Here is a 21,862-nt window from a genome sequence, read left to right as displayed (position 1 = left end):
CGAGGCCAATGATTCTCCGCTCGAATCGGCGCATTCACCGGCGGTCGGCACCTCTACTGCGCGGTCTGAGTGCGTTGAGTCGAGCTGTGGGCATCGCGTGGCGCCGCTCGCTGCAGTTGCGCGTGGTGGTGCTGACCCTTGGGCTGTCGCTGGCGGTGATTCTCGTCCTGGGGTTTGTCCTGACCAGCCAGATCACCGACCGGGTGCTCGACGTCAAGGTCCGTGCAGCCACCGAGGAAGTCGAACGAGCCAGAAACACCGTCAGCGGCATCGTCGGTGGTGAGGAGACTCGCTCGCTGGACAGCAGCCTGCAGCTGGCGCGAAATACGTTGACCTCCAAGGCCGACCCGACCTCGGGCGGCGGCCTGGCCGGCGCATTCGACGCAGTGCTGGTGGTACCCGGGGACGGTCCGCGGGCGGCGACCGCCGCCGGACCCATCGATCAGGTGCCGAAAGCGTTGCGCGATTTCGTCAAGGCGGGCCAGGTCAGCTACCAGTACGCGACCGTGCGCACGGAAGGTTTCTCCGGGCCCGCGCTGATCATCGGTAGCCCGACGTCATCACAGGTGACGAATCTGGAGCTCTACCTGATCTTTCCGCTGACCAATGAGGAGAGCACCATCTCGCTGGTGCGCGGCACGATGGTCACCGGTGGGCTGGTGCTACTTGTGTTACTCGCCTCGATCGCGGTGTTGGTCTCGCGGCAGGTGGTGCTGCCGGTGCGTTCGGCATCGCGCATCGCCGAACGCTTTTCCGAAGGCCACCTGACCGAACGGATGCCAGTGCGCGGCGAGGACGATATGGCGCGGTTGGCGGTGTCGTTCAACGATATGGCCGAGAGCCTGTCGCGGCAGATCACCCAGCTCGAAGAGTTCGGTAACTTACAGCGGCGCTTCACTTCTGATGTCAGCCACGAGTTGCGCACACCGCTGACGACAGTGCGGATGGCCGCCGATCTGATCTATGACCACAGCGAAGACCTCGACCCTGCGTTGCGGCGGTCCAGCGAACTGATGGTCAACGAATTGGACCGGTTCGAGACGCTGCTCAACGATCTGCTCGAAATCTCCCGCCACGACGCCGGTGTCGCCGAGTTGTCGGTGGAAGCGGTCGATCTGCGGTCGACGGTGAACAGCGCGCTCGGCAACGTCGGGCACCTGGCCGACGAAGCGGGTGTCGAACTGGTGGTGGACATGCCCGAAGACGGGGTGATCGCCGAAGTCGATGCCCGGCGCGTCGAACGCATCCTGCGCAACTTGATCGCCAATGCCATCGACCACGCCGAGCGTCGACCGGTACGGATTCGGATGGCCGCCGACGAGGACACCGTCGCGGTCACCGTTCGGGACTACGGCGTCGGCCTGCGGCCGGGCGAGGAGAAGCTCGTCTTCAGCCGGTTCTGGCGATCGGACCCATCCCGGGTGCGCCGTTCCGGTGGAACGGGTCTTGGCCTGGCGATCAGTATCGAGGATGCCCGGCTACACCAGGGACGGCTGGAGGCATGGGGTGAACCCGGCAAGGGTGCGTGTTTCCGGCTCACGTTGCCGTTGGTCCGTGGGCACAAAGTGACCACGAGTCCGCTGCCGATGAAACCCATTGCCGCTGAACGCAAAGACCGCAACAGTTCCGCGAAGGCCGCCGATCTGGCGCGCCAGCGCGATCGCGAACCCGCAGGGGAGACCGTGTGAAGCGGTGGCTGACCGTGTTACTGGTCGGCGTGCTGTCGTTCTGCATATCTTCGTTGTCCGGATGCGCGGGCGTGCCGAGTTCATCTGCGCCGCAAGCGATCGGAACCGTCGACCGGCCCGCACCTCCCAGCCTGCCCAAGCCGACGCCTGGCATGGATCCCGATCTGTTGCTCCGCGAGTTCCTCAAGGCCACCGCCGATCCCGGCAACCGGCATCTGGCCGCCAGGCAGTTCCTCACCGAATCGGCGTCGAGCGCCTGGGATGATGCCGGCAGCGCATTGCTGATCGACCGGGTGGTTTTCGTCGAAACCCGGGGTGCTGAGCGGGTTTCGGTCACGATGCGCGCCGATATCCTTGGCTCGCTGTCCGATATCGGAGTGTTCGAAACCGCCGAGGGGGCGCTGCCCGATCCAGGCCAGATCGAACTGGTCAAAACCCCCGACGGCTGGCGCATCGACAAACTCCCCAATGGAGTGTTCCTGGACTGGCAGCAGTTTCAGGAAACCTACAAGCGACACACGCTCTACTTCGTCGACCCCACCGGCAAGACAATGGCACCCGACCCGCGCTACGTCGCCGTCTCCGACCCTGACCAACTCGCCACCGAACTGGTGTCGAAACTGATCATCGGACCGCGTCCGGAGATGGACAACACGGTCCGCAATATGCTCGCGCCGCCGCTGCGGTTGCGAGGGCCGGTGACCCGCGCCGACGGCGGTAAGACCGGTATCGGGCGCGGCTACGGTGGCGCGCGCGTGGAGCTGGAGAATCTGTCGACCACGGACCCGCACAGCAGGCAACTGCTTGCGGCGCAGATCATCTGGACGCTGACGCGCGCCGATATCAAGGGCCCGTATGTCATCAACGCCGATGGCGCCGCGCTTGACGACCGCTTCGCCGACGGCTGGGACACTTCCGATGTCGCGGCCACCGATCCCGGCGCGGCAGACGGGGCGTCGGCCGGTCTGCATTCGCTGGTCGGCGGATCGTTGATGTTCCTGGACGGACAGAAGGCCACTCGGGTGCCTGGGGCCTTCGGTCAGATGCCCGATCAGACGTCGGCGGCGTTATCGCGGGACGGGCATCAGGTGGCCTCGGTGGTGACGTTACGGGCCGGGGCACCGGATATGGCGTCCGCGTTGTGGATCGGCGACAGCGGTGGGTCGGCGGTGCAGGCCGCCGACGGGCGCAGTCTGTCGCGGCCGACGTGGGCGCTCGATCAAGCGGTGTGGTTGGTGGTCGACGGTAATAACGTGGTGCGGGTGATCCGGGAAGCGGCCTCAGGCCAGCCGGCCAAGATTCCGGTCGATTCGACCGCGGTATCAACACGATTCACCGGGGCCATCGCTGATCTGCAGTTGTCGCGTGACGGCACCCGCGCCGCGATGGTCATCGAAGGACAGGTGATTCTCGCCGGGGTCGAGCAGACGCAGGGCGGAGAGTTCGCGCTGACCTATCCGCGACGCCTCGGTTTCGGACTCGGCTCCTCGGTGGTGTCACTGTCCTGGCGCACCGGTGACGACATCGTGGTGAGCCGCAATGATCCGACACATCCGGTGTCGTATGTGAACCTCGACGGGGTCAACTCAGACGGTCCCAGCCGGAACCTGCAGATGCCGGTGACGACGGTGGCGGCCAACCCCTCGACGGTGTACGTCGAGGATCAGCGTGGGGTGAAACAACTTTCGGGTTCCGGCGCCGAAGACGACCAGGCCTGGTCGGAAGTGCGCCCGTTCCTGCTTCCCGGGGCGGCACCGGTGCTACCGGGCTGATCCGTTGGGTTGTCAGGACTGGGCCGGTTAGGCATTGGTGACCACCATGTCGTGATCCGCGGCCTTCCAAGCGGTTTCGAACGTGGCCGTTGACACCTGCTCGTCGGCGCCGTCGTCGGGTCCGCTGTCGTTGAGGTGAACGATGCCGTTGTCGGTGTCCACGCTCGTGACGACCACCGCGTGGTCACCGGTGTTGTGATCGCCGTCCTCACCCCACAACGTCTCGGCGTTCACCGACACGATGACCTTGCGCCCCTGGTTCAGATACTTCTCCAAGGCAGTCATCCCGGTAGGCAGGCCGCCGTCTTCGGCTGAGTAATCATCAGTGTTCGTCGAGCTGATGCCGTAATGCGTCAGCAAGGTCATCTCGTCACGGCTGTCGGTCTTCGACCAGGTCGAGGGGTCGTCAATATCGGTGGCCGGGGTGTACACCGGACCGTTGAAGTAGCGGCTGGGTGTTGCGCCGGCGACTGCGATGATGTCCGCTTCGCTGGGGGTGGTGCCGGTGATCTGACCGACCACGTCGGCGACCGCCATCAGCATGCAGTCATCGAGGGTCTGCTGGCTCCAGTACGGGGTGGCCGAGTCCGCGTCCCCGTATGCGGCGGCATGGCTGGTACCGGCCAGGCCGAGGGCGGCGCCGCCGATCAGAACGGCGATGGTGGTGGTGCGGATGGCGTTACGCATGTCGGGGCTTCCTTTTCCGTTCGGATGTACGAAAGGAAGCTTCGAACGCAGCCCTGGGCGGATCCTTGGCAGGATCTTGGCGCGCGGTCAGGTGAATTGAGCTGACAGAATTTGGTCGCTAGCCTCGCCCATATGGCCGACAGCGGGGGAGAACTCAAGGCGAATCCCGCCGTCCTGGCCGCCAGTTGCGAGGCACTGTCGTCGGCGGCGGATCATCTGCTCGCGCAGCTGAAATCGCTGGACGGCACCGTGACGTCGATGTTGGCGACCTGGCAGGGAACCTCAGGCGGGGCTTATGCGGATATCTGGAACACCTGGCATCGTGGCGCCGACGAGGTGGAAAAGGGTCTGGCGATGATGGCGCACCTGCTGGGCGAGGCAGGCAAAGGCTACGAAGAGCAGGAACAGGCCACGGCGGAGGACTTGCGCGGGGTTTACCGTGGCTGAGCGCTTTGCGGTGGATCCAGAAGCTATCGCGGACGCGGTGGACCGGATGACCGATTTCCAGCACACCGCCGAGGCACTGCTTGCCGAGATCGATACGACGGTCAAGAACCTGCACCTCACCTGGACCGGAGAGGGCGCGGCGAGCCAGGCCGAGGCGCATCAGCGCTGGGTCCGGGGTGCGGCCATGATGCGCGAGGCGCTGGACCAATTGCATAAGGCTGGGGCGGGCGCTCACGGCAACTACACCGATGCCATCGCGGCGAATCAGAAGATGTGGTCCACGTAGGCGATGGCGCCGCTGATCGTTGATCCTGGCGCCCTCGACGGCGCGGGATCCTCGCTGATCGATGTCGGTAAGGGCATCGGTCTGACGCTGTCGACGCTGACCGGGACGCTATCGGGTTGCGGCTCGATGTGCGGTAACGACCCGGTGGGTGAGGCCATGGGGCACGCCTACGACCGGTCGGCTGATGCGCTGCTCAAGGCGACTGCCACGGCGCGCAACAGCGTGGTCAATCTCGGTGATGGCGTGCGGATGTCGGCATTCAACTACTCGGTGGCCGAGGCGCAGTCCGATGTGTCTCGGCGCGCGCAACCGCTGCCTGCGCCGAGTGCGACCGGCAAGATCACGGCATCGTCGGCGCCGTCGTCTGTCGGTGCCGGTGATTCGGCCCCGGCCGGTTTCGAATGGGTCGCCAAGTACATCGGAATGATCTGGCCCAACGGTGATTCCGCCAAGTTGCGTGCTGCCGCCGGTGCTTGGGTGGCTGCGGGAACGCAACTGCTGGTGACCGAGACCAGTGCCGCCGCGCCCTTGGGAGTCGTTGGTGCCCAACAGATCCCCGAGGGGGAGATGATGGGTCAGATGTTCTCGGGGTCGTTGGCGGCGGCCAGTCAGATCATGTCTGCGACGGCCAGTGTGGCCAGCACCCTGAACGCCTACGCCGGACAGATCGACGCCACGCACGCGGCGATCATCGATCTGTTGTCGCGGATCTGCGACCCGATGACCGGGATCAAGGAAATCTGGGACATCATCACCGACGAGGACGAAGACGAGATCAAACAGATCGCCGACGATATCAAGACCGTCGTCGACAGCTTGTCCGCCGAGGCCTCGGCGTTGGCGTCGGAGATTTCGACGACGGTCGGCGCGGTGGAGCATGCTGTTTCTGGGATCGCCAGTGCCGCTGACAAGGAGTGGGATCAGTTCCTGCACGGGACTGATGTCGGTGGGGTGATCAATCAACTCGGCCAGTACGCATCTGGCGCGTGGGGGCGCGGCTTCGACATCGCTGAGGAGACTGTGACCCACGCGTGGGATTACAGCCTGCCTCGGATGGTTCTCGACACTGACGGTTACCTCGATGACGTCAAGGGGCAGTTCGAGGCGGTGGCCCCGTTGGTGGGGTTAGGCGGTGACGGCGCGCCAGGCGTAGCCGACGTGTGGAAACAGCTCGGCAAAGACACGGTGCACTGGGACATGTGGGCCGAGAACCCGGCCAAGGCAGCAGGAATGACGGCGGTCGACCTGGCGAGCATGCTCATCCCCGGTGGGGCAGGGGGCAAGGTCGCCAAAGCCACCGAAGGGCTTGACAATGCTGCGGAGCATCTACCGGCGGTGTTGCCTGATGCGGTGCCGCCGCCAGTGCGGCCGCCCACCCCGGAGATGCCCGGGCCGCGACCGGGTGAGCCCGTGCCAGCACCCGCCCCGCGACCAGCTGAGCCGTCATCGTTGCCGCCAGAGGCTCCGAGGCCGACGTCGCCCACGGAGTCTCGCCCGCCTGCTGGGCCGGCGCCTCATGACGCTCCGTCTGCGACGCCAGCTACAGGCGAGGGTGTGTCCGCTTCTGGTGGGCATGTTTCTGAAGCTGCCCCCGTCCCAGCTTCCAGCCCGAGCCCGGCTGGCCACGGAGTGCCTGAAGCCGCGCCCGGTGCGGGCGCCGGAGCGCCCAAACTTCCTGATCTAGGCGGGATTGCCTCCGCTGCCGGTTCTGCGGGGGAGAACCTGCCGAAGCTACCCGACTTGGGTGGGATGGCGTCCTCGGCGGCCGGCGCAGGCGACGATCTGGTACCGGCTGGTGTGGGCGCACACAGCGCCGAAGCCGCGGGCGAGGCTGCGACGCATGGCTATGGGCCCACTGGTGGGGATGGTTCGGGTTCGGGTGGCTCACACGGACCCGGTAGTGACCGGCCGGGGCACGGCGGTGGGGAAGACGGAGCTACTGGAAGTGGTGACTCCGGAGCGCGAGATAGAGGCGGCGACTCGAGCGGCACCGGCAGTCCCGATGGGGCTGATCCAGGTCGTTCTCAAGATGGCCCCGGGGATCACGAACTCAACGGTGATCGTTCTCCGTTCGATCCACCGCCCGATGGCGAATTTTATCCCCCGGGCAGTTTGCCGTCGTTCCCCGAGTTAAGAGATCTCACTAAAACCGACATTGATTCTGCCTATTACTGGTCGGGGCGTGACGCGAGTGGTGTCGGAGTCGGGCCTGACGGATCCGGTGTAGCTGAACAGATGGCTACGGATGCGCACGCAACCACACTGGAGATGACACTTCAGAAGAACGGCGTAGATCCACTGCCTGTGTGGAATCAGCTGGATCCAGAATCAGTCCGGTTCTGGGAGCAGGCATCTGCAGCCTATGCCGACAACGCCAGCGGGTCGGTGACTGCGGTGATCGGTAGCAGCCTGCGCCCCGGCAATATTTGGGAAACTGTGGAGATAGGGCGGCTGATGGAGAATCCCAATGTAGTCAGAATCGTTCAGGTAGATCCAGATACTGGTACTCAGATAGTAATATTCAGTCGGGAGTAGACTTTTCGAATGGAACCAAACGAGTCAAGCTCAGATATCAACGAGGCTATTGTGATTTTTCTTCGGCGCTACCCCGGGAAAAATACCGAGGAGTTCGACAGTGTATTCGGCGAGAGCGCTTCGTGGATGCTTGGAAAAGTTCGTGAAACACTCGACGAGGCGATGCGAACGGAAGTCAACTGGGATGGATTGAGCCTAATAGAAGGCGGAGAAGCGATGAAATCTATAATGGCCGCACAGCATCCGGAACTCTCCGAAGCCGCACTTGTCGCTCTAGCCCGATACTACACATTCTTAATGCGATAACTGAAACACTTTCCTATTCGACGAGACTGTTCTGGCGGCAGAAATTGCTCGCTGGAAGTAACGCGAACAAGAAATGCCGCAAGAAATCAACAGCAAAGGTGTCGGATACTGAGATATGAAACCGATCTTCATTCGCTTTCCTTCCTTGACAGACTCTGGATGCGAAATCTGTCCAAAATCGACTGATCCTCGACGATCGAAGCCGCACGCTCCTGATCGTCCTGGCGAGCAGTGATGGGAGGGGTGAGACTTCCTCACCCACGCAAATGAGTAGAGAGCTCAGGTAGCGGATGTTGTTTGGACGGAGGTCTGCGAAGACCGCATGTATCTTCGTCCGGATGATTCGCTCGAAATCAATTTTCTAAACGGCGATGCTGCTCAATTTTGATATAAACGACGCGAGAATTCCTGGATACTAGAAGGAGAATAAATAATGGGAGCTGAGTATTTAGAAGCCAAGCAAGCGATGGTCGCAACGTTGTCGAAGGTCGGGTTCAAAATCGACATAGTCCGCGGTTATGTCGAACCCACTCCATTGCTTATCAAGCGCGATATTATTGAAATAGGTTTCCCTGGTCGACCGGGGGCTGATTTGACGTACGTCGGGAGCTGGCAGTGGGATGTCCACGGAAAAGCGAGGGGTACTGAGTTTTTGCAGCGAGCCACCGCTGCCACGTTGAAAGCCATTAAAGCAGGGAAGGCTCGACAATGACTCAGAGTCTTCTAGACGCACTTTTAGCCCTACCCGCGACGCCTGCGATTACTTATCGCGGATCATCTGGGGTCGGGATCAATGCGGCGATCACCCTGCAAAGCGTTTTGCCGACTTCGATTAATCCGCGGGTAGCGAGTGAGAATTTCACGGCGGATCAGCTAGTAGCCATAGTGGCGATTTCGGGGCGGAGCATTGCGCGCTTGTCTCGTCACCCAGACGAAGAGGAAATTGCGCTGCTTCCGGGCACAATCCTTCAGCCGGTCGGCTCGATTGACGTTGATGGCCTGGTACGCCCTCTTGCCCTGCTGGCAGAACCAGGAACCGCTGCCGGATTGCCCGAAGACGCCACTGAGTTGCAAGCCGTCGTGCGGCGCCAGATCGGCACCGCGTTAATGCTTCCTCCCGTCGTCGTTCATTCGCCCGGCCGGTTTACGCCCCGTGGGTAACTCCAGACGCTCCTTCGGCGCTCTCTGGCCTGCCACAGAGAAACGGAGGTGACCGAGTGATGCATACCGTGCTTCGCCGGAGCTCCTCGCGTGGGCGAGCTAGCGATCATCGACGATGCGGTGATCGAAACTGACTTTGCTTGGTGCTTCCTACGGAACCGATCAAAGTGCCGCGAGACGGAACTGAGACAGGTTTGAAGCACCGCCATCAGATAGCGACTCGATACAGCCGGGAGTGAGCACATGAATCAAATCGTCATCGCGTTCGACATCGACGGGACGCTGAGGGACAACACCGTCGAGGATCGACTCGTAGCCAACGAACGTATTCGCACCCTGCTGGTCACCCTGGCGAGCATGAAGAACACCAAGATCATGTTGTGGTCAGGCGGCGGCGCCAAGTACGCCCGCCAGGTGGCAGCGGCGATGGCTATCGAGCAGTACGTCGATGTGTACGAGGACAAGGGCTACGGGGGCTACGACGATCAGGGGCATCCGATCTTCCATACGAGATTGAAGCCGGACATCGCGTTCGACGACATCCAGGAGTGCGACCTGGGTGCGCTCAACCTCATTGTCGATGAGACAGGGTTCACCCCTGGCTACGTGCCGCCGGAGCTTCGCGAGTGAGTTTTCCACTATGACAGGGAGATTCGAGACAACACACTTGGGAGTCATCGGTTAGGCACCAGGGTTCGGGTAGAGCCCCCGAGATCCATGCGCACACGCGAAAGTGACCGGAAGGTGAGCGATGGCGACGTTTGTAATTCGTAGTCTCGATCTTGGCCCAACCGACTTCGGGGGTCAGCTCCCCGTTCGTGCCAACATCACGCGCCAGATACCTGGTCCGGATCGCGACGACTACTTGGTCTCAATTCTGGAGCGGCCGATCAAATACCACTATCCAGCAGCCTTTAGCACGACCAGGGCGCAGCACGCCTTTCTCGCCACCGACGAGGACGGTCCGTTCCTATGGGTTTACGCAATCGTCGTCTGTGCGCGCTTGGTCGGAACTCGGTTTCATGCGCGAATGCGGTCGATGCCGATCAATATCGCCTTCGTCATCGACAACACGCTTGGCAACGATGAGCGGTTGGATTTCGGCAAAGTCGAGTTCGCGGCAGTCGGGTTCGCCGACGCGGTCCCCGAACCGACGTCGAGCACTCTCACCGACGGCGAAACGCGGGAGACCCCCTCTGGGCCGCCGAGTGCTCTGTCGCCGCCGCCGAGATTGTCACCAGGGTCGTGAACACCGCCACGCAGCGACCCTCACGGCAATCTCGGCGCAGCGGCACGCAACGGCAAGCAAGCAAGCGGCTCACGCAATGTCGTACCTCACGACCACACTGGCACGCATGCTCGACCTGATTCTCCCGCTGGAATGCGGTGGGTGCGCCGCGCCGTCCACCAGATGGTGTGAAACCTGCAGTGCCGCAATAACTGTCGCCACCGACGAGCCACACCTGACGACGCCAAGGTTGGATCCGGGCGTGCCGGTGTTCACCCTCGGCCGCTACGCAGGTAGCCGCAGACAGGCCATCGTCGCACTCAAGGAGCACGGTCGCACCGACCTCATCGCGCCACTCGCGCATGCCCTGGCGACCGGCATTCACCACCTCCACAGCTGGGGTCTGGTCGACGTCCCGCTGACGGTCGTCCCGGCACCCACTCGTCGCCAAGCCGCACGCCGACGCGGCGGTGATCCCGTCACCCGGATGGCAACCGCCGCGGTCGCCGCCCACCCGGACATTACGGTCGTCGCAGCGCTGCGGATGAAGGCGCTGGTTCGGGATTCGGTCGGACTCAGCACCACCGCAAGGGAACGCAATATCGCAGGTCGGGTGCTTATGACAACTAAGCACTTCCCGGCACGCAGCGACGTCCTCGTGGTCGACGACATCATCACCACCGGCTCGACCGCTCGCGAGTCGGTCCGCGTCCTGCAAACCGCAGGGGCACGGGTGGTGGGCGTGCTCACCCTCGCCGCAGCTTGACGCCGGCGTCATTACACGACTGGACCGCGGTCCATGTAACGGGCGTTGAAAGAACTGGCAACAGGTGTGCGAAAAAGGTGGCACGTTTGGGTGAACGCGGACTACCGTCGGAACCTACGATCCGCGATTCCAACGCGGCGGGCTTCAGCCCTTGAGGCCCCACTTCGGCCGACTGCGGTAGGAGGTGAGTTTTCGACACCTAGCGCCGCGGGGCTGCCCAATTCGATCAGTACTCGGAGCTCTCGGCGCACGTCCTTGATGAGTCAGGCACGCCTCAGCGCGTGCGACGTGCAACAGAATCGAGTTGTCAAGCATGTCAACCCAATCCGTGGATACTGCCCAAACAATGACCCCCTACATCGAACCTGAGAACGAGCACGAAGAGCCGGCTCCCAATGCCGAAGTGGTCGTCAAGGGACGCAATGTCGAGGTTCCTGAACACTTCCGCCTGTACGTCGCCGAGAAGCTTGCTCGTCTGGAGCGCTTCGATCGCACCATCTACATGTTCGATGTCGAACTCGACCACGAAAAGAACCGACGCCAGCGCAAGAGCTGCCAACACGTCGAGATCACCGCGCGCGGTCGCGGTCCGGTTGTCCGCGGCGAAGCCTGCGCCGACAGCTTCTACGCCGCACTCGAATCCGCTGTCGCCAAACTCGAAGCACGGCTGCGCCGCGGTAAGGACCGCCGCAAAATCCACTACGGCGATAAGACGCCGGTCTCGCTGGCCGAAGCCACCGCTCTGACAGCCGACTTCTCCGCTCCCGTCGAAGCGCTCGACGCCGTCGCGTCCGAGATGGATGGCGTGGTCGATGACCACGAACCGGGTCGGGTGGTGCGTACCAAGGAGCACACGGCCAAACCGATGACCGTGGACGATGCGCTCTACGAGATGGAGCTGGTCGGTCACGATTTCTTCCTGTTCCAGGACAAAAGCACCGACCGGCCGACCGTCGTCTACCGCAGACACGCCTACGACTACGGGCTGATCCGCCTGGCCTGACCCAGACCGGTTGCGCCGAGTGTGCAGGTCCTGAGGGGATGGTGACCTGCGCGTTGTCACCAGGACCTGCACACTCGACGCGCCTCCGAGCCACTCAGGGGCTCAGCCGGGCTGAATAAACCGACGTTGGAGGGGTCGCGCCCCGGCGTCACCTAGGATGGGGAGCGCAAGAAACTCCAATCCTGTAGGGGATACATTCGTGCTTTCGAAGTTGCTGCGCCTTGGTGAAGGTCGCATGGTCAAGCGCCTCAAGGGGGTGGCTGACTACGTCAACACCTTGTCCGACGACGTCGAGAAGCTCTCCGACGATGAGCTGCGCGCCAAAACCGATGAGTTCAAGAAGCGCTACGCCGACGGTGAGAGCCTCGATGACCTGATGCCCGAGGGCTACGCCGTCGCCCGCGAGGCCGCGTGGCGAGTCCTGAGCCAGCGTCCGTTCGACGTCCAGATCATGGGCGGCGCCGCACTGCACTTCGGCAACGTCGCAGAGATGAAAACCGGTGAGGGCAAGACCCTGACCTGTGTGTTGCCCGCCTACCTCAACGCGATCTCCGGCGATGGCGTGCACGTGGTGACCGTCAACGATTACTTGGCCAAACGCGATAGCGAGTGGATGGGTCGCGTCCACCGCTTCCTCGGCCTCGACGTCGGCGTGATCCTGTCCGGTATGACGCCTGACGAACGGCGCGTTGCCTACGCCGCCGATGTCACCTACGGCACCAACAACGAGTTCGGCTTCGACTACCTGCGCGACAACATGGCGCACTCGCTCGAAGAGCGGGTGCAGCGCGGACATAATTTCGCCATCGTCGACGAGGTCGACTCCATCCTGATCGACGAGGCCCGGACCCCGCTGATCATCTCGGGCCCGGCCGACGGCGCCTCGAACTGGTACTCCGAATTCGCCCGACTGGCACCGCTGATGGAGAAGGACACCCACTACGAGGTGGACATCCGCAAGCGCACCATCGGCGTGCACGAACTCGGCGTCGAGTTCGTCGAGGACCAACTGGGCATCGAAAACCTCTACGAGGCCGCCAACTCCCCGCTGGTCAGCTACCTGAACAACTCGCTGAAGGCCAAAGAGCTCTTCACCCGCGACAAGGACTACATCGTCCGCGATGGTGAAGTCATCATCGTCGACGAGTTCACCGGCCGCGTGCTGGTCGGACGTCGCTACAACGAAGGTATGCACCAGGCCATCGAGGCCAAGGAACGCGTCGAGATCAAGGCCGAGAACCAGACGCTGGCCACGATCACGCTGCAGAACTACTTCCGGCTCTACGACAAGCTCGCCGGTATGACCGGTACCGCCCAGACCGAGGCGGCCGAGCTGCACGAAATCTACAAGCTGGGCGTGGTCAGCATCCCGACCAACCGCTCGATGGTCCGCAGCGACCAGTCGGACCTGATCTACAAGACCGAAGAAGCCAAGTACATCGCCGTCGTCGACGATGTGACAGAGCGCTTCGAAAAGGGTCAGCCGGTCCTCATCGGCACCACCAGCGTGGAGCGCTCGGAGTATCTGTCTCGGCAGTTCACCAAGCGCAAAGTCCCGCACAACGTGCTCAACGCCAAGTACCACGAGCAGGAAGCCGGCATCATCGCCGAAGCGGGCCGGCTCGGCGCCATCACGGTAGCCACCAACATGGCCGGCCGTGGAACTGACATCGTGCTCGGCGGCAACGTCGACTTCCTCGCCGACAAGCGTCTGCGCGAGCGCGGCCTCGACCCCATCGAGACGCCGGATGAGTACGAAGCCGGCTGGGACGAAGTGCTCACCCAGATCAAAGCCGAAGCCACCGAGGAAGCCACCAAAGTCAGGGATGTCGGCGGCCTGTACGTCCTGGGCACCGAGCGCCACGAGTCGCGCCGCATCGACAACCAGCTGCGCGGCCGTTCCGGACGTCAGGGCGACCCGGGCGAGTCCCGGTTCTACCTCTCGCTTGGCGATGAATTGATGCGCCGGTTCAACGGCGAGACGCTCGAAGCCCTGCTGAACCGGCTCAACCTGCCCGACGACGTCCCGATCGAAGCCAAGATGGTCACCCGCGCCATCAAGAGCGCCCAGACCCAGGTCGAGCAGCAGAACTTCGAGGTCCGCAAGAACGTCCTCAAGTACGACGAGGTGATGAACCAGCAGCGCAAGGTCATCTACGAGGAGCGCAAGCGCATCCTCGAAGGGGAGAACCTGCAGGAACAGGCCCACGACATGCTGGTCGACGTGGTCACCGCCTACGTGGACGGGGCCACTGCCGAAGGCTATTCAGAAGATTGGGACCTGGAGAAGCTGTGGGAGGCGCTCAAGACGCTCTATCCCGTCGGCATCGACCATCACCATCTGATCGATTCCGGAGCTGTCGGTGAGCCCGGTGAGCTCACCCGCGAAGAGCTGCTCGACGCGCTCATCGAGGACGCCAAGGCGGCCTACGCCAAGCGCGAGGCCGATCTCGAAGCGCTTGCCGGCGAAGGCGCCATGCGCCAACTCGAACGCAATGTGCTGCTGTCGGTGATCGACCGCAAGTGGCGTGAGCATCTCTACGAGATGGATTACCTCAAAGAAGGCATCGGCCTGCGGGCCATGGCGCAGCGCGACCCGCTGGTCGAGTACCAGCGCGAGGGCTACGACATGTTCACCGGCATGCTCGATGGTTTGAAGGAGGAGTCCGTCGGATTCCTGTTCAACGTGCAGGTGGAAGCGGCTCCCCAGGCGCCGACGGTGGCCCCGGTGGCCACCCCGGAAGGCCTGGCCGAATTCGCCGCGGCAGCGGCTGCGAACGCGCAGGCTCAGCGCGGCGCCCCGTCCAGCGGGCCCCGGCCCCCGGCTCCTTCAGGATTGCGGGCCAAGGGAATTGAGGACGAGACGTCGGAACCTGCGCTCACCTACACCGGACCGTCCGAGGACGGCGACGCCCAGGTGCAGCGACGCAACGGCGGTGGCGGAGCGCATGCGGCGCAGACCGGCAGCACACGCCGCGAACGCCGGGAAGCAGCCAGGCGCGCGAAGAAGAGCTAGCCGATGTGTAGCGCGACGATCTGCCAGCGTTCACCCCGCACAGTGGCGACGAGACCCACCCGGCAGGCGATCGCGTGCGTGCGTGATCCGCGGGAGTATGACGCCGCCACCTCGTAGGCCAGCTCGCGATCGTCGTGGCTGTCGAGGATGGCCTGCACCCTGACCCGACGCAGGATCGCCGCGGCCGCGGGGTTCGGTGCGGCGCGGGTGAAAGATGCGACGGTGTCGGCGAGCCCACCGGCCAGCAGTGGACGCAGCTGGGTGACCGGTCTGCGTCGGTCGATCACTTCAAGGATGCTGCGCAGTGCCGCGTCGGCGAATGCCGACGCGAGAAGAAATCGTTCCGACGGCGCCGTGGTGGTTGGCCGCGTCACCGCGTGCAGGTGCCGGTCGCGGCTGGCCGGTCGCCGGATCCGCGCTGGCGGGCGTGGTTCGGCACCGATCACCGGTGGCTCGTAATCGACGACAGGCGTGACGCTAGGCCCACGAGATGTGGTGGTAGAGACGGTCATTCGATGCCCTCCAGTGGACGCGACGCAACGGACGGGTCTGCTGGAGATTGGCAGCCGAAGGCCTGATCATGGCATATCTCGGCGCAGCGCGTATGCACCCGCGGTGCGCACTCACAGGTGCTCCGGTTACCGTGGCTTGCGCAGGATTCGTACGGGCGAAGGGGGGACGACGCCGCGATGGTGACTCGGTTGTCGGCCTCCGACTCGTCGTTCTACCAGCTGGAAAACTCCTCCACACCGATGTACGTCGGCTCGCTTTCCATCCTGCGACGGCCGCGTAACGGGCTGAGCTACGACGCACTGCTGGCCACTGTGGAGCAACGGCTGGCGCAGATCCCGCGGTATCGGCAGAAGGTTCGTGAGGTCACGATGGGCCTGTCCCGGCCCGTGTGGATCGACGACCGCGAATTCGATATCACCTATCACATTCGCCGCTCGGCGCTGCCCTCACCGGGTTCGGACGCGCAGCTGCATGACCTGGTCGCCCGGCTGGGCTCACGGCCCTTGGACAAATCGCGACCGCTGTGGGAGATGTACCTCGTCGAGGGGCTGACCAAGAACCGCGTCGCGATCTACACCAAATCCCATCAGGCTCTGGTCAATGGGATGACCGCGCTCGAAATCGGTCACGTCATCGCTGACCGCACACAACGCCCGCCAGAGTTCGGTGAGGACATCTGGATCCCGGCCCGCGAACCGGGAACCACGTCGTTGCTGATCGGTGCGGTGGGGGATTGGCTGTCCCGACCGCGCCAACAGCTCCACGCCGTACAGTCCGCGCTCACCGACGTGGTCACCAACTCCGGTCAACTGGTCGAGGCCGGCCGACGGGTCGCTGATGTCGCCCGCACCGTCGCGCGGGGCACCGCACCGAATAGTCCGCTCAACACCACGGTGTCGCGCAATCGGCGGTTCACCGTGGCCACCGGACGCCTGGAGGACTACCGAAACCTGCGGGCCCGCTACGACTGCGATGTCAACGACGTGGTGCTGGCTGTCGTCGCCGGTGCGCTGCGGAACTGGCTTCTGTCGCGCGGGGAACCGGTCACCCCCACTTCGACGGTGCGCGCGATGGCGCCGATGTCGGTGTACACCTCGCCCGATGGAGATTTGACGGCAACGCGCGGGCAGGCGATCAGTGAGGTGGCACCGTTTTTGATCGACCTCCCGGTGGGAGAGGGCAACGCGGTGGTGCGCCTCTCGCAGATCGCCCACGCCACCGAATCGCACTCGACAGCGGCCACCCTCGTGGATGCGCGCACCATCGTGACACTGTCCGGTTTTGCGCCGCCGACGCTGCACGCGATGGGTATCAGGGTGGCGACCGGCTTCTCCGCCCGGCTGTTCAACCTGCTGATCACCAATGTGCCAGGGGCGCAATCGCAGATGTACATTGCGGGCACCAAACTACTGGAGACTTACGCGGTGCCGCCATTGCTGCACGACCAGGTGCTGGCCATCGGGGTGACCTCCTACTGCGGCATGTTGTATTTCGGGATCAACGCTGACCGTGACGCGATGAGCGATGTCGACGTGTTACCCACGCTGCTACGCGAATCCCTCGACGAGCTATTAGACGCGGCGCAATAAGCCCCTCGGCAGTAACATTCGCCAGATGGCCAAGGGGAAAACAAACGGCGAAATCAAAACAAAGCCGAAGAATAAGATCAAGAAGATCGACAACGACGTCTACGAAGCCGAATTGTTCCGCCTCCAAACGGAATTCGTGAAGCTTCAGGAGTGGGCCCGGCATACCGGGGCCCGCATCGCGGTGGTTTTCGAGGGCCGTGACGCCGCAGGCAAGGGCGGCACCATCAAGCGCATCACCGAATATCTCAGCCCCCGTGTCGCGCGGATCGCCGCTTTACCCGCACCCACCGATCGTGAACGCGGACAGTGGTACTACCAGCGTTATATCGCTCAGCTGCCCTCAAAGGGCGAGATCGTGCTCTTCGACCGATCCTGGTACAACCGGGCCGGTGTCGAGCAGGTCATGGGTTTCTGCACGCCGCAGGAACATACGTTGTTTCTCCGGCAGACCCCGGTCTTCGAGCAGATGCTGCTCGAAGACGGGATCCTGTTGCGTAAGTACTGGTTCTCGGTGTCCGACGATGAGCAACTGCGCCGGTTCAAGTCCCGCATGAACGATCCGGTCCGGCAGTGGAAGCTCAGCCCGATGGACCTGGAATCGATCTACCGCTGGGAGGACTACTCCCGCGCCAAGGACCAGATGATGGTGCACACCGACATTCCGGCGAGCCCCTGGTACGTCGTGGAGTCCGATATCAAGAAGCACGCCCGGCTCAACATGATGGCGCATCTGCTGTCCACCATCGAATACCACGACGTCGAGCTGCCGAAGGTGGAGCTGCCCGAGCGGCCGATCCTGAGCAAGTCCTACGTGCGGCCGTCGCGTTCGTTGTCGACCTATGTCGACGATCACGTGGCCACCTTGATGGGGGATCCGGAGTAGTAGCCGGATATCCTCGGTCCATGCGGGTCTACATCCCGGCGACGCTGGCGATGCTGCAGCAGTTGGTTGCCGACGGTTCGATGTTCCCGGTCAGCGGGACGGCGTTTGCAGTGACACCGACGTTGCGTGAGGCCTATGCCGAAGGTGACGACGAGGAACTCGCCGAGGTGGCGTTGCGCGAGGCGGCGCTGGCGTCAATTCGGCTGCTCGGTTTCGACGACGTTGAAGAGGACGTCAGTGCCGATTCGGCCGAGGGCTTGCCGGTACGCCGAGCGGTACTGGTCGCCGACGTCGAGGGAGCCACCCTGCGGCCCGATCTCGACGACGCGGTGGTCCGGCTCAGCGGTCCCGTCGCACTGTCGGATCTGATCGCCGCCTTCGTCGACACTGCGGCGGCAGAGACCGCGGTGCGCGCGGCGATCAAGGTCATCGACTCGGCCGACTTGGGTGACGAGGATGCAGAACTCATCGTCGGAGACGCGCAGGACCACGACATGGCCTGGTACGCAACGCAGGAATTGCCGTTTCTCCTCGAATTTCTCTGACGGATAGGTACGGCACCGTAAGTTACGGTAGCGTAGGTTCATCATGGCCAAGAACACCATCAAGATCAGCGCCAAGGTCGTCGACACGATCCCCAAGACCGTAGCGGGCGCGGACAAGCACCCCGGCTGGCACGCGCTGCGCACTCTTGCTGCCCGGATCACCACCCCGCTCCTGCCGGACGATTATCTGCAGTTGGCCAATCCGTTGTGGTCGGCACGCGAACTGCGCGGCCGCATCCTCGACGTCCGGCGCGAGACCGAGGACTCCGCGACGCTGGTGATCAAGCCGGGGTGGGGTTTCACCTTCGACTACGAGCCCGGTCAGTACGTCGGTATCGGCGTGCTGATGGACGGTCGTTGGCGGTGGCGGTCGTATTCGTTGACGTCGAGCCCGGTGACCGGCGCCCGCACGATCACGATCACGATCAAGGCGATGCCGGAAGGCTTCCTGTCCAGTCATCTCGTCGGCGGCGTCGCGCCGGGAACCATCGTCCGACTGGCCGCACCGCAGGGCAATTTCGTGTTGCCCGACCCGGCCCCGGCATCGGTGCTGTTCCTCACCGCGGGATCGGGGATCACCCCGGTCATGTCGATGCTGCGCACCCTGGAACGCCGCGATCAGGTCACCGATATCCAGCATCTGCATTCGGCACCCACCGACGATGACGTGATGTTCGGGGCCGAACTGGCCGAATTGGCCAGCAAGCACAAGGGCTATCAGCTGAAGGTTCGGACCACCCGCACACAGGGCCGGCTCGACCTGAATCGCCTCGACGATGAAGTACCCGACTGGCGGACCCGCCAGACCTGGGCCTGCGGTCCCGCGGCGATCCTCGACGACGCCGAGCGGGTGTGGGCGGCCGCGGGGATTGCAGGCAATCTGCACCTTGAGCGGTTTGCGGTGTCGCGGGCCGCGCCGCACGGTACCGGTGGCACCGTCACCTTCGCGCGCAGCGGGAAAACTGTCGTCGCCGACGGCGCCACTCCGCTGATGGATGCCGGCGAACAGGTCGGCGTGCAGATGCCGTTCGGTTGCCGGATGGGGATCTGCCAGTCCTGCGTGGTCGGCCTGGTGGACGGGCACGTCCGCGATCTGCGCACCGGTGTCGAACACGAACCCGGCACGCGGGTGCAGACGTGTGTATCGACGGCCTCAGGCGACTGCGTGCTGGACGTGTGACATTTACTCGCTAGTAACCTACGGCGTCGTAGGTTACGCTATCGTAGGTATAGCAACGGAAGGAGCAGATCAATGGCAGTAACGGACGTTCCCGCGTTTACGCACCTCACTGAGGCTGATATCGAGAGCCTCGCCGTTGAGCTGGATGCCATCCGCCAGGACATCGAAGATTCCCGCGGAGCGCGGGATGCGAAGTACATCCGCCGCACCATCGCCGCCCAGCGTGCGCTCGAGGTGGCGGGCCGGTTGATGCTGGCCGCCAGCTCCAAGCGCTCGGCGTGGTGGGCAGGCACGGCGACATTGGGCGTGGCCAAGATCATCGAGAACATGGAGATCGGCCACAACGTCATGCACGGCCAGTGGGACTGGATGAACGACCCCGAAATTCACTCCTCAAGCTGGGAGTGGGACATGAGCGGGTCCTCCAAGCACTGGCGGTTCACCCACAACTTCATGCATCACAAGTACACCAACATCCTCGGCATGGACGACGACGTGGGCTACGGCGTCATCCGGGTCACCCGCGACCAGAAGTGGAGCCCGTTCAACCTGTACGGGAACCTGCTATTCAACACGCTGTTGGCCATCGGGTTCGAATGGGGAGTCGGGCTGCAGCACCTGGAGTTGGGCAAGATCTCCAAGGGTCGTGACGACCGCGCCGCCACCATGGTGCGGGTGCGCGAGTTCGGCCTCAAGGCGGGCCAACAGCTCGCCAAGGATTACGTCGCCTACCCGGCGCTGACTGCGTTGTCTCCGTGGGCCACCTACGGATCGACGTTGAAGGCCAATGCGGTGGCCAACGTGATCCGCAACGTCTGGGCCAACGCCGTGATCTTCTGCGGTCACTTCCCCGACGGTGCCGAGAAGTTCACCAAGACCGATATGGTCGGCGAAACCAAGGGCCAGTGGTACCTGAGGCAGATGCTTGGTAGCGCGAACTTCGACGGTGGCTGGCTGTTGCGGTTCATGAGCGGCAATCTCTGCCACCAGATCGAGCATCACCTGTTCCCGGATCTGCCCAGCAACCGGTATCACGAGATGTCGTTCCGGGTCAGGGAAATCTGCGACAAGTACGACCTGCCGTACACGACGGGATCCTTCCTGCTGCAATACGGCAAGTCATGGCGCACCATCGCCAAATTGTCGCTGCCGGACAAGTACCTGCGCGATACCGCAGACAATGCACCCGAAACCCGCAGCGAGCGGATGTTTTCCGACCTCGGCGCCGATTTCGCGACGACAGACCCCACCACCGGGCGTCGGCGCGGACTCAAGTCCGCCATTGCCGCGGTCCGAAAGTGGCGGGGCGCCAAGCAGGTCGCCAGCAGCGGCGAACTGGCTGCCTGACCAAGAACTGAAAACCAAAGCGGGCCTGCGCATTGCGCAGGCCCGCTTTGTATATTGCGGTCAGGACGGCACGTAATCGAACGTGTCAGGGTTCGGTCCGGTGCGACCCGGCTCACCCTTGTCCAGGTCCGAGAGCGCGTCGATATCGGCATCGCTCAGCTCGAAGTCGAAGATCTCGAAATTCTCCTTGATGCGTTGCGGTGTCACCGATTTCGGGAAGATGATATCGCCGCGCTCGATGTGCCAGCGCAACACGACCTGGGCCGGGGACTTGCCGGTCGCCGAGGCGATCCGCTCCACCACCGGGTCGTCGAGGACCGCACCCTGGGCGATCGGGGACCAGGCCTCGGTCAGAATGCCGTGCTCGGCGCCGTAGGCCCGGACCTCTTCGTTGGTGAAGTACGGATGTACCTCGATCTGATTGACTGCCGGCACCGTCTCGGTCTCGGCGGCCAGCCGGGACAGGTGCGGCGCCTGGAAATTGGAGACACCGATGCTGCGGGCCCGGCCGTCCTTCTTGAACTCCTCCAACACCTGCCAGGTCGAGACAAAGTCGCCGTCGTACAAGGTCGGCAGTGGCCAGTGGATCAAAAACAGGTCCACATAATCGAATTCGAGCTCTTTGAGGGTCTGGTCGAACGCCCGGCGCGCGTCATCGGGCTTGTGGAAACCGTTGTTTAGCTTGCTGGTGACGAAGACGTCGGCGCGAGCCAGGCCGGAATCGCGGACGCCCTGCCCGACGCCCTTCTCGTTCTGGTACATCTCGGCGGTATCGATGTGGCGGTAGCCGATGTCCAGCGCCTGCTTGACTGCGCCGGCGGTCTCGTCCGGTTTGACCTGGTAGACACCGAAACCGAGCTGCGGGATCTGCGATCCGTCGTTCAGCGCAATCGCGGGGGTATTGCTCACT

21 protein-coding genes are annotated in these 21,862 nt (G+C 63.4%); 18 read left to right on the top strand and 3 right to left on the bottom strand.

All coding sequences use genetic code 11. The annotated features are described in order from the left end of the window. The first annotated feature begins 8 nt into the window (after positions 1-8). On the top strand, positions 9-1,688 hold the full coding sequence (mtrB, locus tag ADBZ9O_RS25760; protein WP_526525914.1) for an MtrAB system histidine kinase MtrB: 1,680 nt from the start codon (positions 9-11) through the stop codon (positions 1,686-1,688). Further along, positions 1,685-3,460, top strand: coding sequence for an MtrAB system accessory lipoprotein LpqB (gene lpqB, locus ADBZ9O_RS25755; RefSeq protein WP_526525912.1), 1,776 nt, complete (start codon positions 1,685-1,687; stop codon positions 3,458-3,460). The genes mtrB and lpqB overlap by 4 nt, the downstream gene beginning before the upstream one ends. 27 nt (positions 3,461-3,487) lie before the next feature. On the opposite strand, the gene ADBZ9O_RS25750 is transcribed toward lpqB, so the two are convergent. Beyond that, positions 3,488-4,147 (bottom strand): C39 family peptidase, encoded by a 660-nt coding sequence (locus ADBZ9O_RS25750; protein ID WP_526525911.1) that lies wholly within the window; start codon positions 4,145-4,147, stop codon positions 3,488-3,490. A 132-nt stretch (positions 4,148-4,279) separates the two neighbouring features. Between ADBZ9O_RS25750 and ADBZ9O_RS25745 the strand changes: the two genes are divergently transcribed. The 11 genes from ADBZ9O_RS25745 (at position 4,280) to secA (ending at position 14,895) form a co-directional block, all read left to right on the top strand. Beyond that, the gene (locus tag ADBZ9O_RS25745; protein WP_526525910.1) at positions 4,280-4,594 is read left to right on the top strand and encodes a WXG100 family type VII secretion target; all 315 of its coding nucleotides are present in this window, start codon (positions 4,280-4,282) and stop codon (positions 4,592-4,594) included. Further along, positions 4,587-4,880, top strand: a complete 294-nt coding sequence (locus ADBZ9O_RS25740; protein ID WP_526525908.1) for a WXG100 family type VII secretion target — start codon at positions 4,587-4,589, stop codon at positions 4,878-4,880. The genes ADBZ9O_RS25745 and ADBZ9O_RS25740 overlap by 8 nt, the downstream gene beginning before the upstream one ends. Before the next feature lie 3 nt (positions 4,881-4,883). Next, positions 4,884-7,415, top strand: a complete 2,532-nt coding sequence (locus ADBZ9O_RS25735; RefSeq protein ID WP_526525906.1) for an NAD(+)--arginine ADP-ribosyltransferase — start codon at positions 4,884-4,886, stop codon at positions 7,413-7,415. A gap of 9 nt (positions 7,416-7,424) precedes the next feature. Then, positions 7,425-7,721 carry a hypothetical protein gene (locus ADBZ9O_RS25730; protein ID WP_526525904.1) on the top strand — a complete coding sequence of 99 codons (297 nt, stop codon included), beginning with the start codon at positions 7,425-7,427 and terminating at the stop codon, positions 7,719-7,721. Positions 7,722-8,154: 433 nt separating this feature from the next. Then, positions 8,155-8,433 (top strand): hypothetical protein, encoded by a 279-nt coding sequence (locus tag ADBZ9O_RS25725; RefSeq protein WP_526525903.1) that lies wholly within the window; start codon positions 8,155-8,157, stop codon positions 8,431-8,433. Continuing rightward, positions 8,430-8,882 (top strand): hypothetical protein, encoded by a 453-nt coding sequence (locus tag ADBZ9O_RS25720; RefSeq protein ID WP_526525902.1) that lies wholly within the window; start codon positions 8,430-8,432, stop codon positions 8,880-8,882. Before ADBZ9O_RS25725 ends, ADBZ9O_RS25720 begins: the two co-directional genes overlap by 4 nt. Before the next feature lie 243 nt (positions 8,883-9,125). Next, a complete protein-coding gene (locus ADBZ9O_RS25715) occupies positions 9,126-9,512 on the top strand; it encodes a hypothetical protein (protein ID WP_526525900.1) in 387 nt (128 codons plus the stop codon). A 121-nt stretch (positions 9,513-9,633) separates the two neighbouring features. Next, complete coding sequence (locus ADBZ9O_RS25710; RefSeq protein ID WP_526525898.1) at positions 9,634-10,131, top strand: hypothetical protein; 498 nt, start codon at positions 9,634-9,636, stop codon at positions 10,129-10,131. 106 nt (positions 10,132-10,237) lie between these two features. Further along, positions 10,238-10,876 carry a ComF family protein gene (locus ADBZ9O_RS25705; RefSeq protein WP_526525896.1) on the top strand — a complete coding sequence of 213 codons (639 nt, stop codon included), beginning with the start codon at positions 10,238-10,240 and terminating at the stop codon, positions 10,874-10,876. 346 nt (positions 10,877-11,222) lie between these two features. Further along, entirely contained in the window at positions 11,223-11,879 is a 657-nt protein-coding gene (hpf, locus tag ADBZ9O_RS25700) for a ribosome hibernation-promoting factor, HPF/YfiA family (protein ID WP_526525894.1), read from the top strand. Between the two features lie 199 nt (positions 11,880-12,078). Then, the gene (secA, locus tag ADBZ9O_RS25695; RefSeq protein ID WP_526525893.1) at positions 12,079-14,895 is read left to right on the top strand and encodes a preprotein translocase subunit SecA; all 2,817 of its coding nucleotides are present in this window, start codon (positions 12,079-12,081) and stop codon (positions 14,893-14,895) included. Here the strand turns inward: secA and ADBZ9O_RS25690 are convergent. Then, positions 14,892-15,407, bottom strand: coding sequence for an Rv3235 family protein (locus ADBZ9O_RS25690; protein WP_526525892.1), 516 nt, complete (start codon positions 15,405-15,407; stop codon positions 14,892-14,894). The genes secA and ADBZ9O_RS25690 overlap by 4 nt on opposite strands. A gap of 177 nt (positions 15,408-15,584) precedes the next feature. On the opposite strand from ADBZ9O_RS25690, the gene ADBZ9O_RS25685 reads away from it, so the two are divergent. From ADBZ9O_RS25685 to ADBZ9O_RS25665, 5 genes are all read left to right on the top strand, one after another. Further along, positions 15,585-16,997: a WS/DGAT/MGAT family O-acyltransferase gene (locus ADBZ9O_RS25685; protein ID WP_526525891.1), complete on the top strand. Its 1,413-nt coding sequence runs from the start codon at positions 15,585-15,587 to the stop codon at positions 16,995-16,997. A 25-nt stretch (positions 16,998-17,022) separates the two neighbouring features. Next, positions 17,023-17,880: a polyphosphate kinase 2 gene (gene ppk2, locus ADBZ9O_RS25680; RefSeq protein ID WP_526525890.1), complete on the top strand. Its 858-nt coding sequence runs from the start codon at positions 17,023-17,025 to the stop codon at positions 17,878-17,880. 20 nt (positions 17,881-17,900) lie between these two features. Next, complete coding sequence (locus ADBZ9O_RS25675) at positions 17,901-18,425, top strand: DUF6912 family protein (protein WP_526525889.1); 525 nt, start codon at positions 17,901-17,903, stop codon at positions 18,423-18,425. A 43-nt stretch (positions 18,426-18,468) separates the two neighbouring features. Continuing rightward, the gene (locus ADBZ9O_RS25670; protein ID WP_526525888.1) at positions 18,469-19,605 is read left to right on the top strand and encodes a ferredoxin reductase; all 1,137 of its coding nucleotides are present in this window, start codon (positions 18,469-18,471) and stop codon (positions 19,603-19,605) included. Between the two features lie 72 nt (positions 19,606-19,677). Next, positions 19,678-20,952 (top strand): fatty acid desaturase family protein, encoded by a 1,275-nt coding sequence (locus tag ADBZ9O_RS25665; RefSeq protein WP_526525886.1) that lies wholly within the window; start codon positions 19,678-19,680, stop codon positions 20,950-20,952. A gap of 60 nt (positions 20,953-21,012) precedes the next feature. Here the strand turns inward: ADBZ9O_RS25665 and ADBZ9O_RS25660 are convergent, their stop codons facing one another. Continuing rightward, entirely contained in the window at positions 21,013-21,861 is an 849-nt protein-coding gene (locus tag ADBZ9O_RS25660) for an aldo/keto reductase (RefSeq protein WP_526525884.1), read from the bottom strand. Between the last annotated feature and the right edge of the window lies 1 nt (position 21,862).

Source organism: Mycobacterium sp. (assembly GCF_965229105.1).
GTDB lineage: Bacteria > Actinomycetota > Actinomycetes > Mycobacteriales > Mycobacteriaceae > Mycobacterium.
This window is presented reverse-complemented; position numbering and strand designations above follow the sequence as displayed.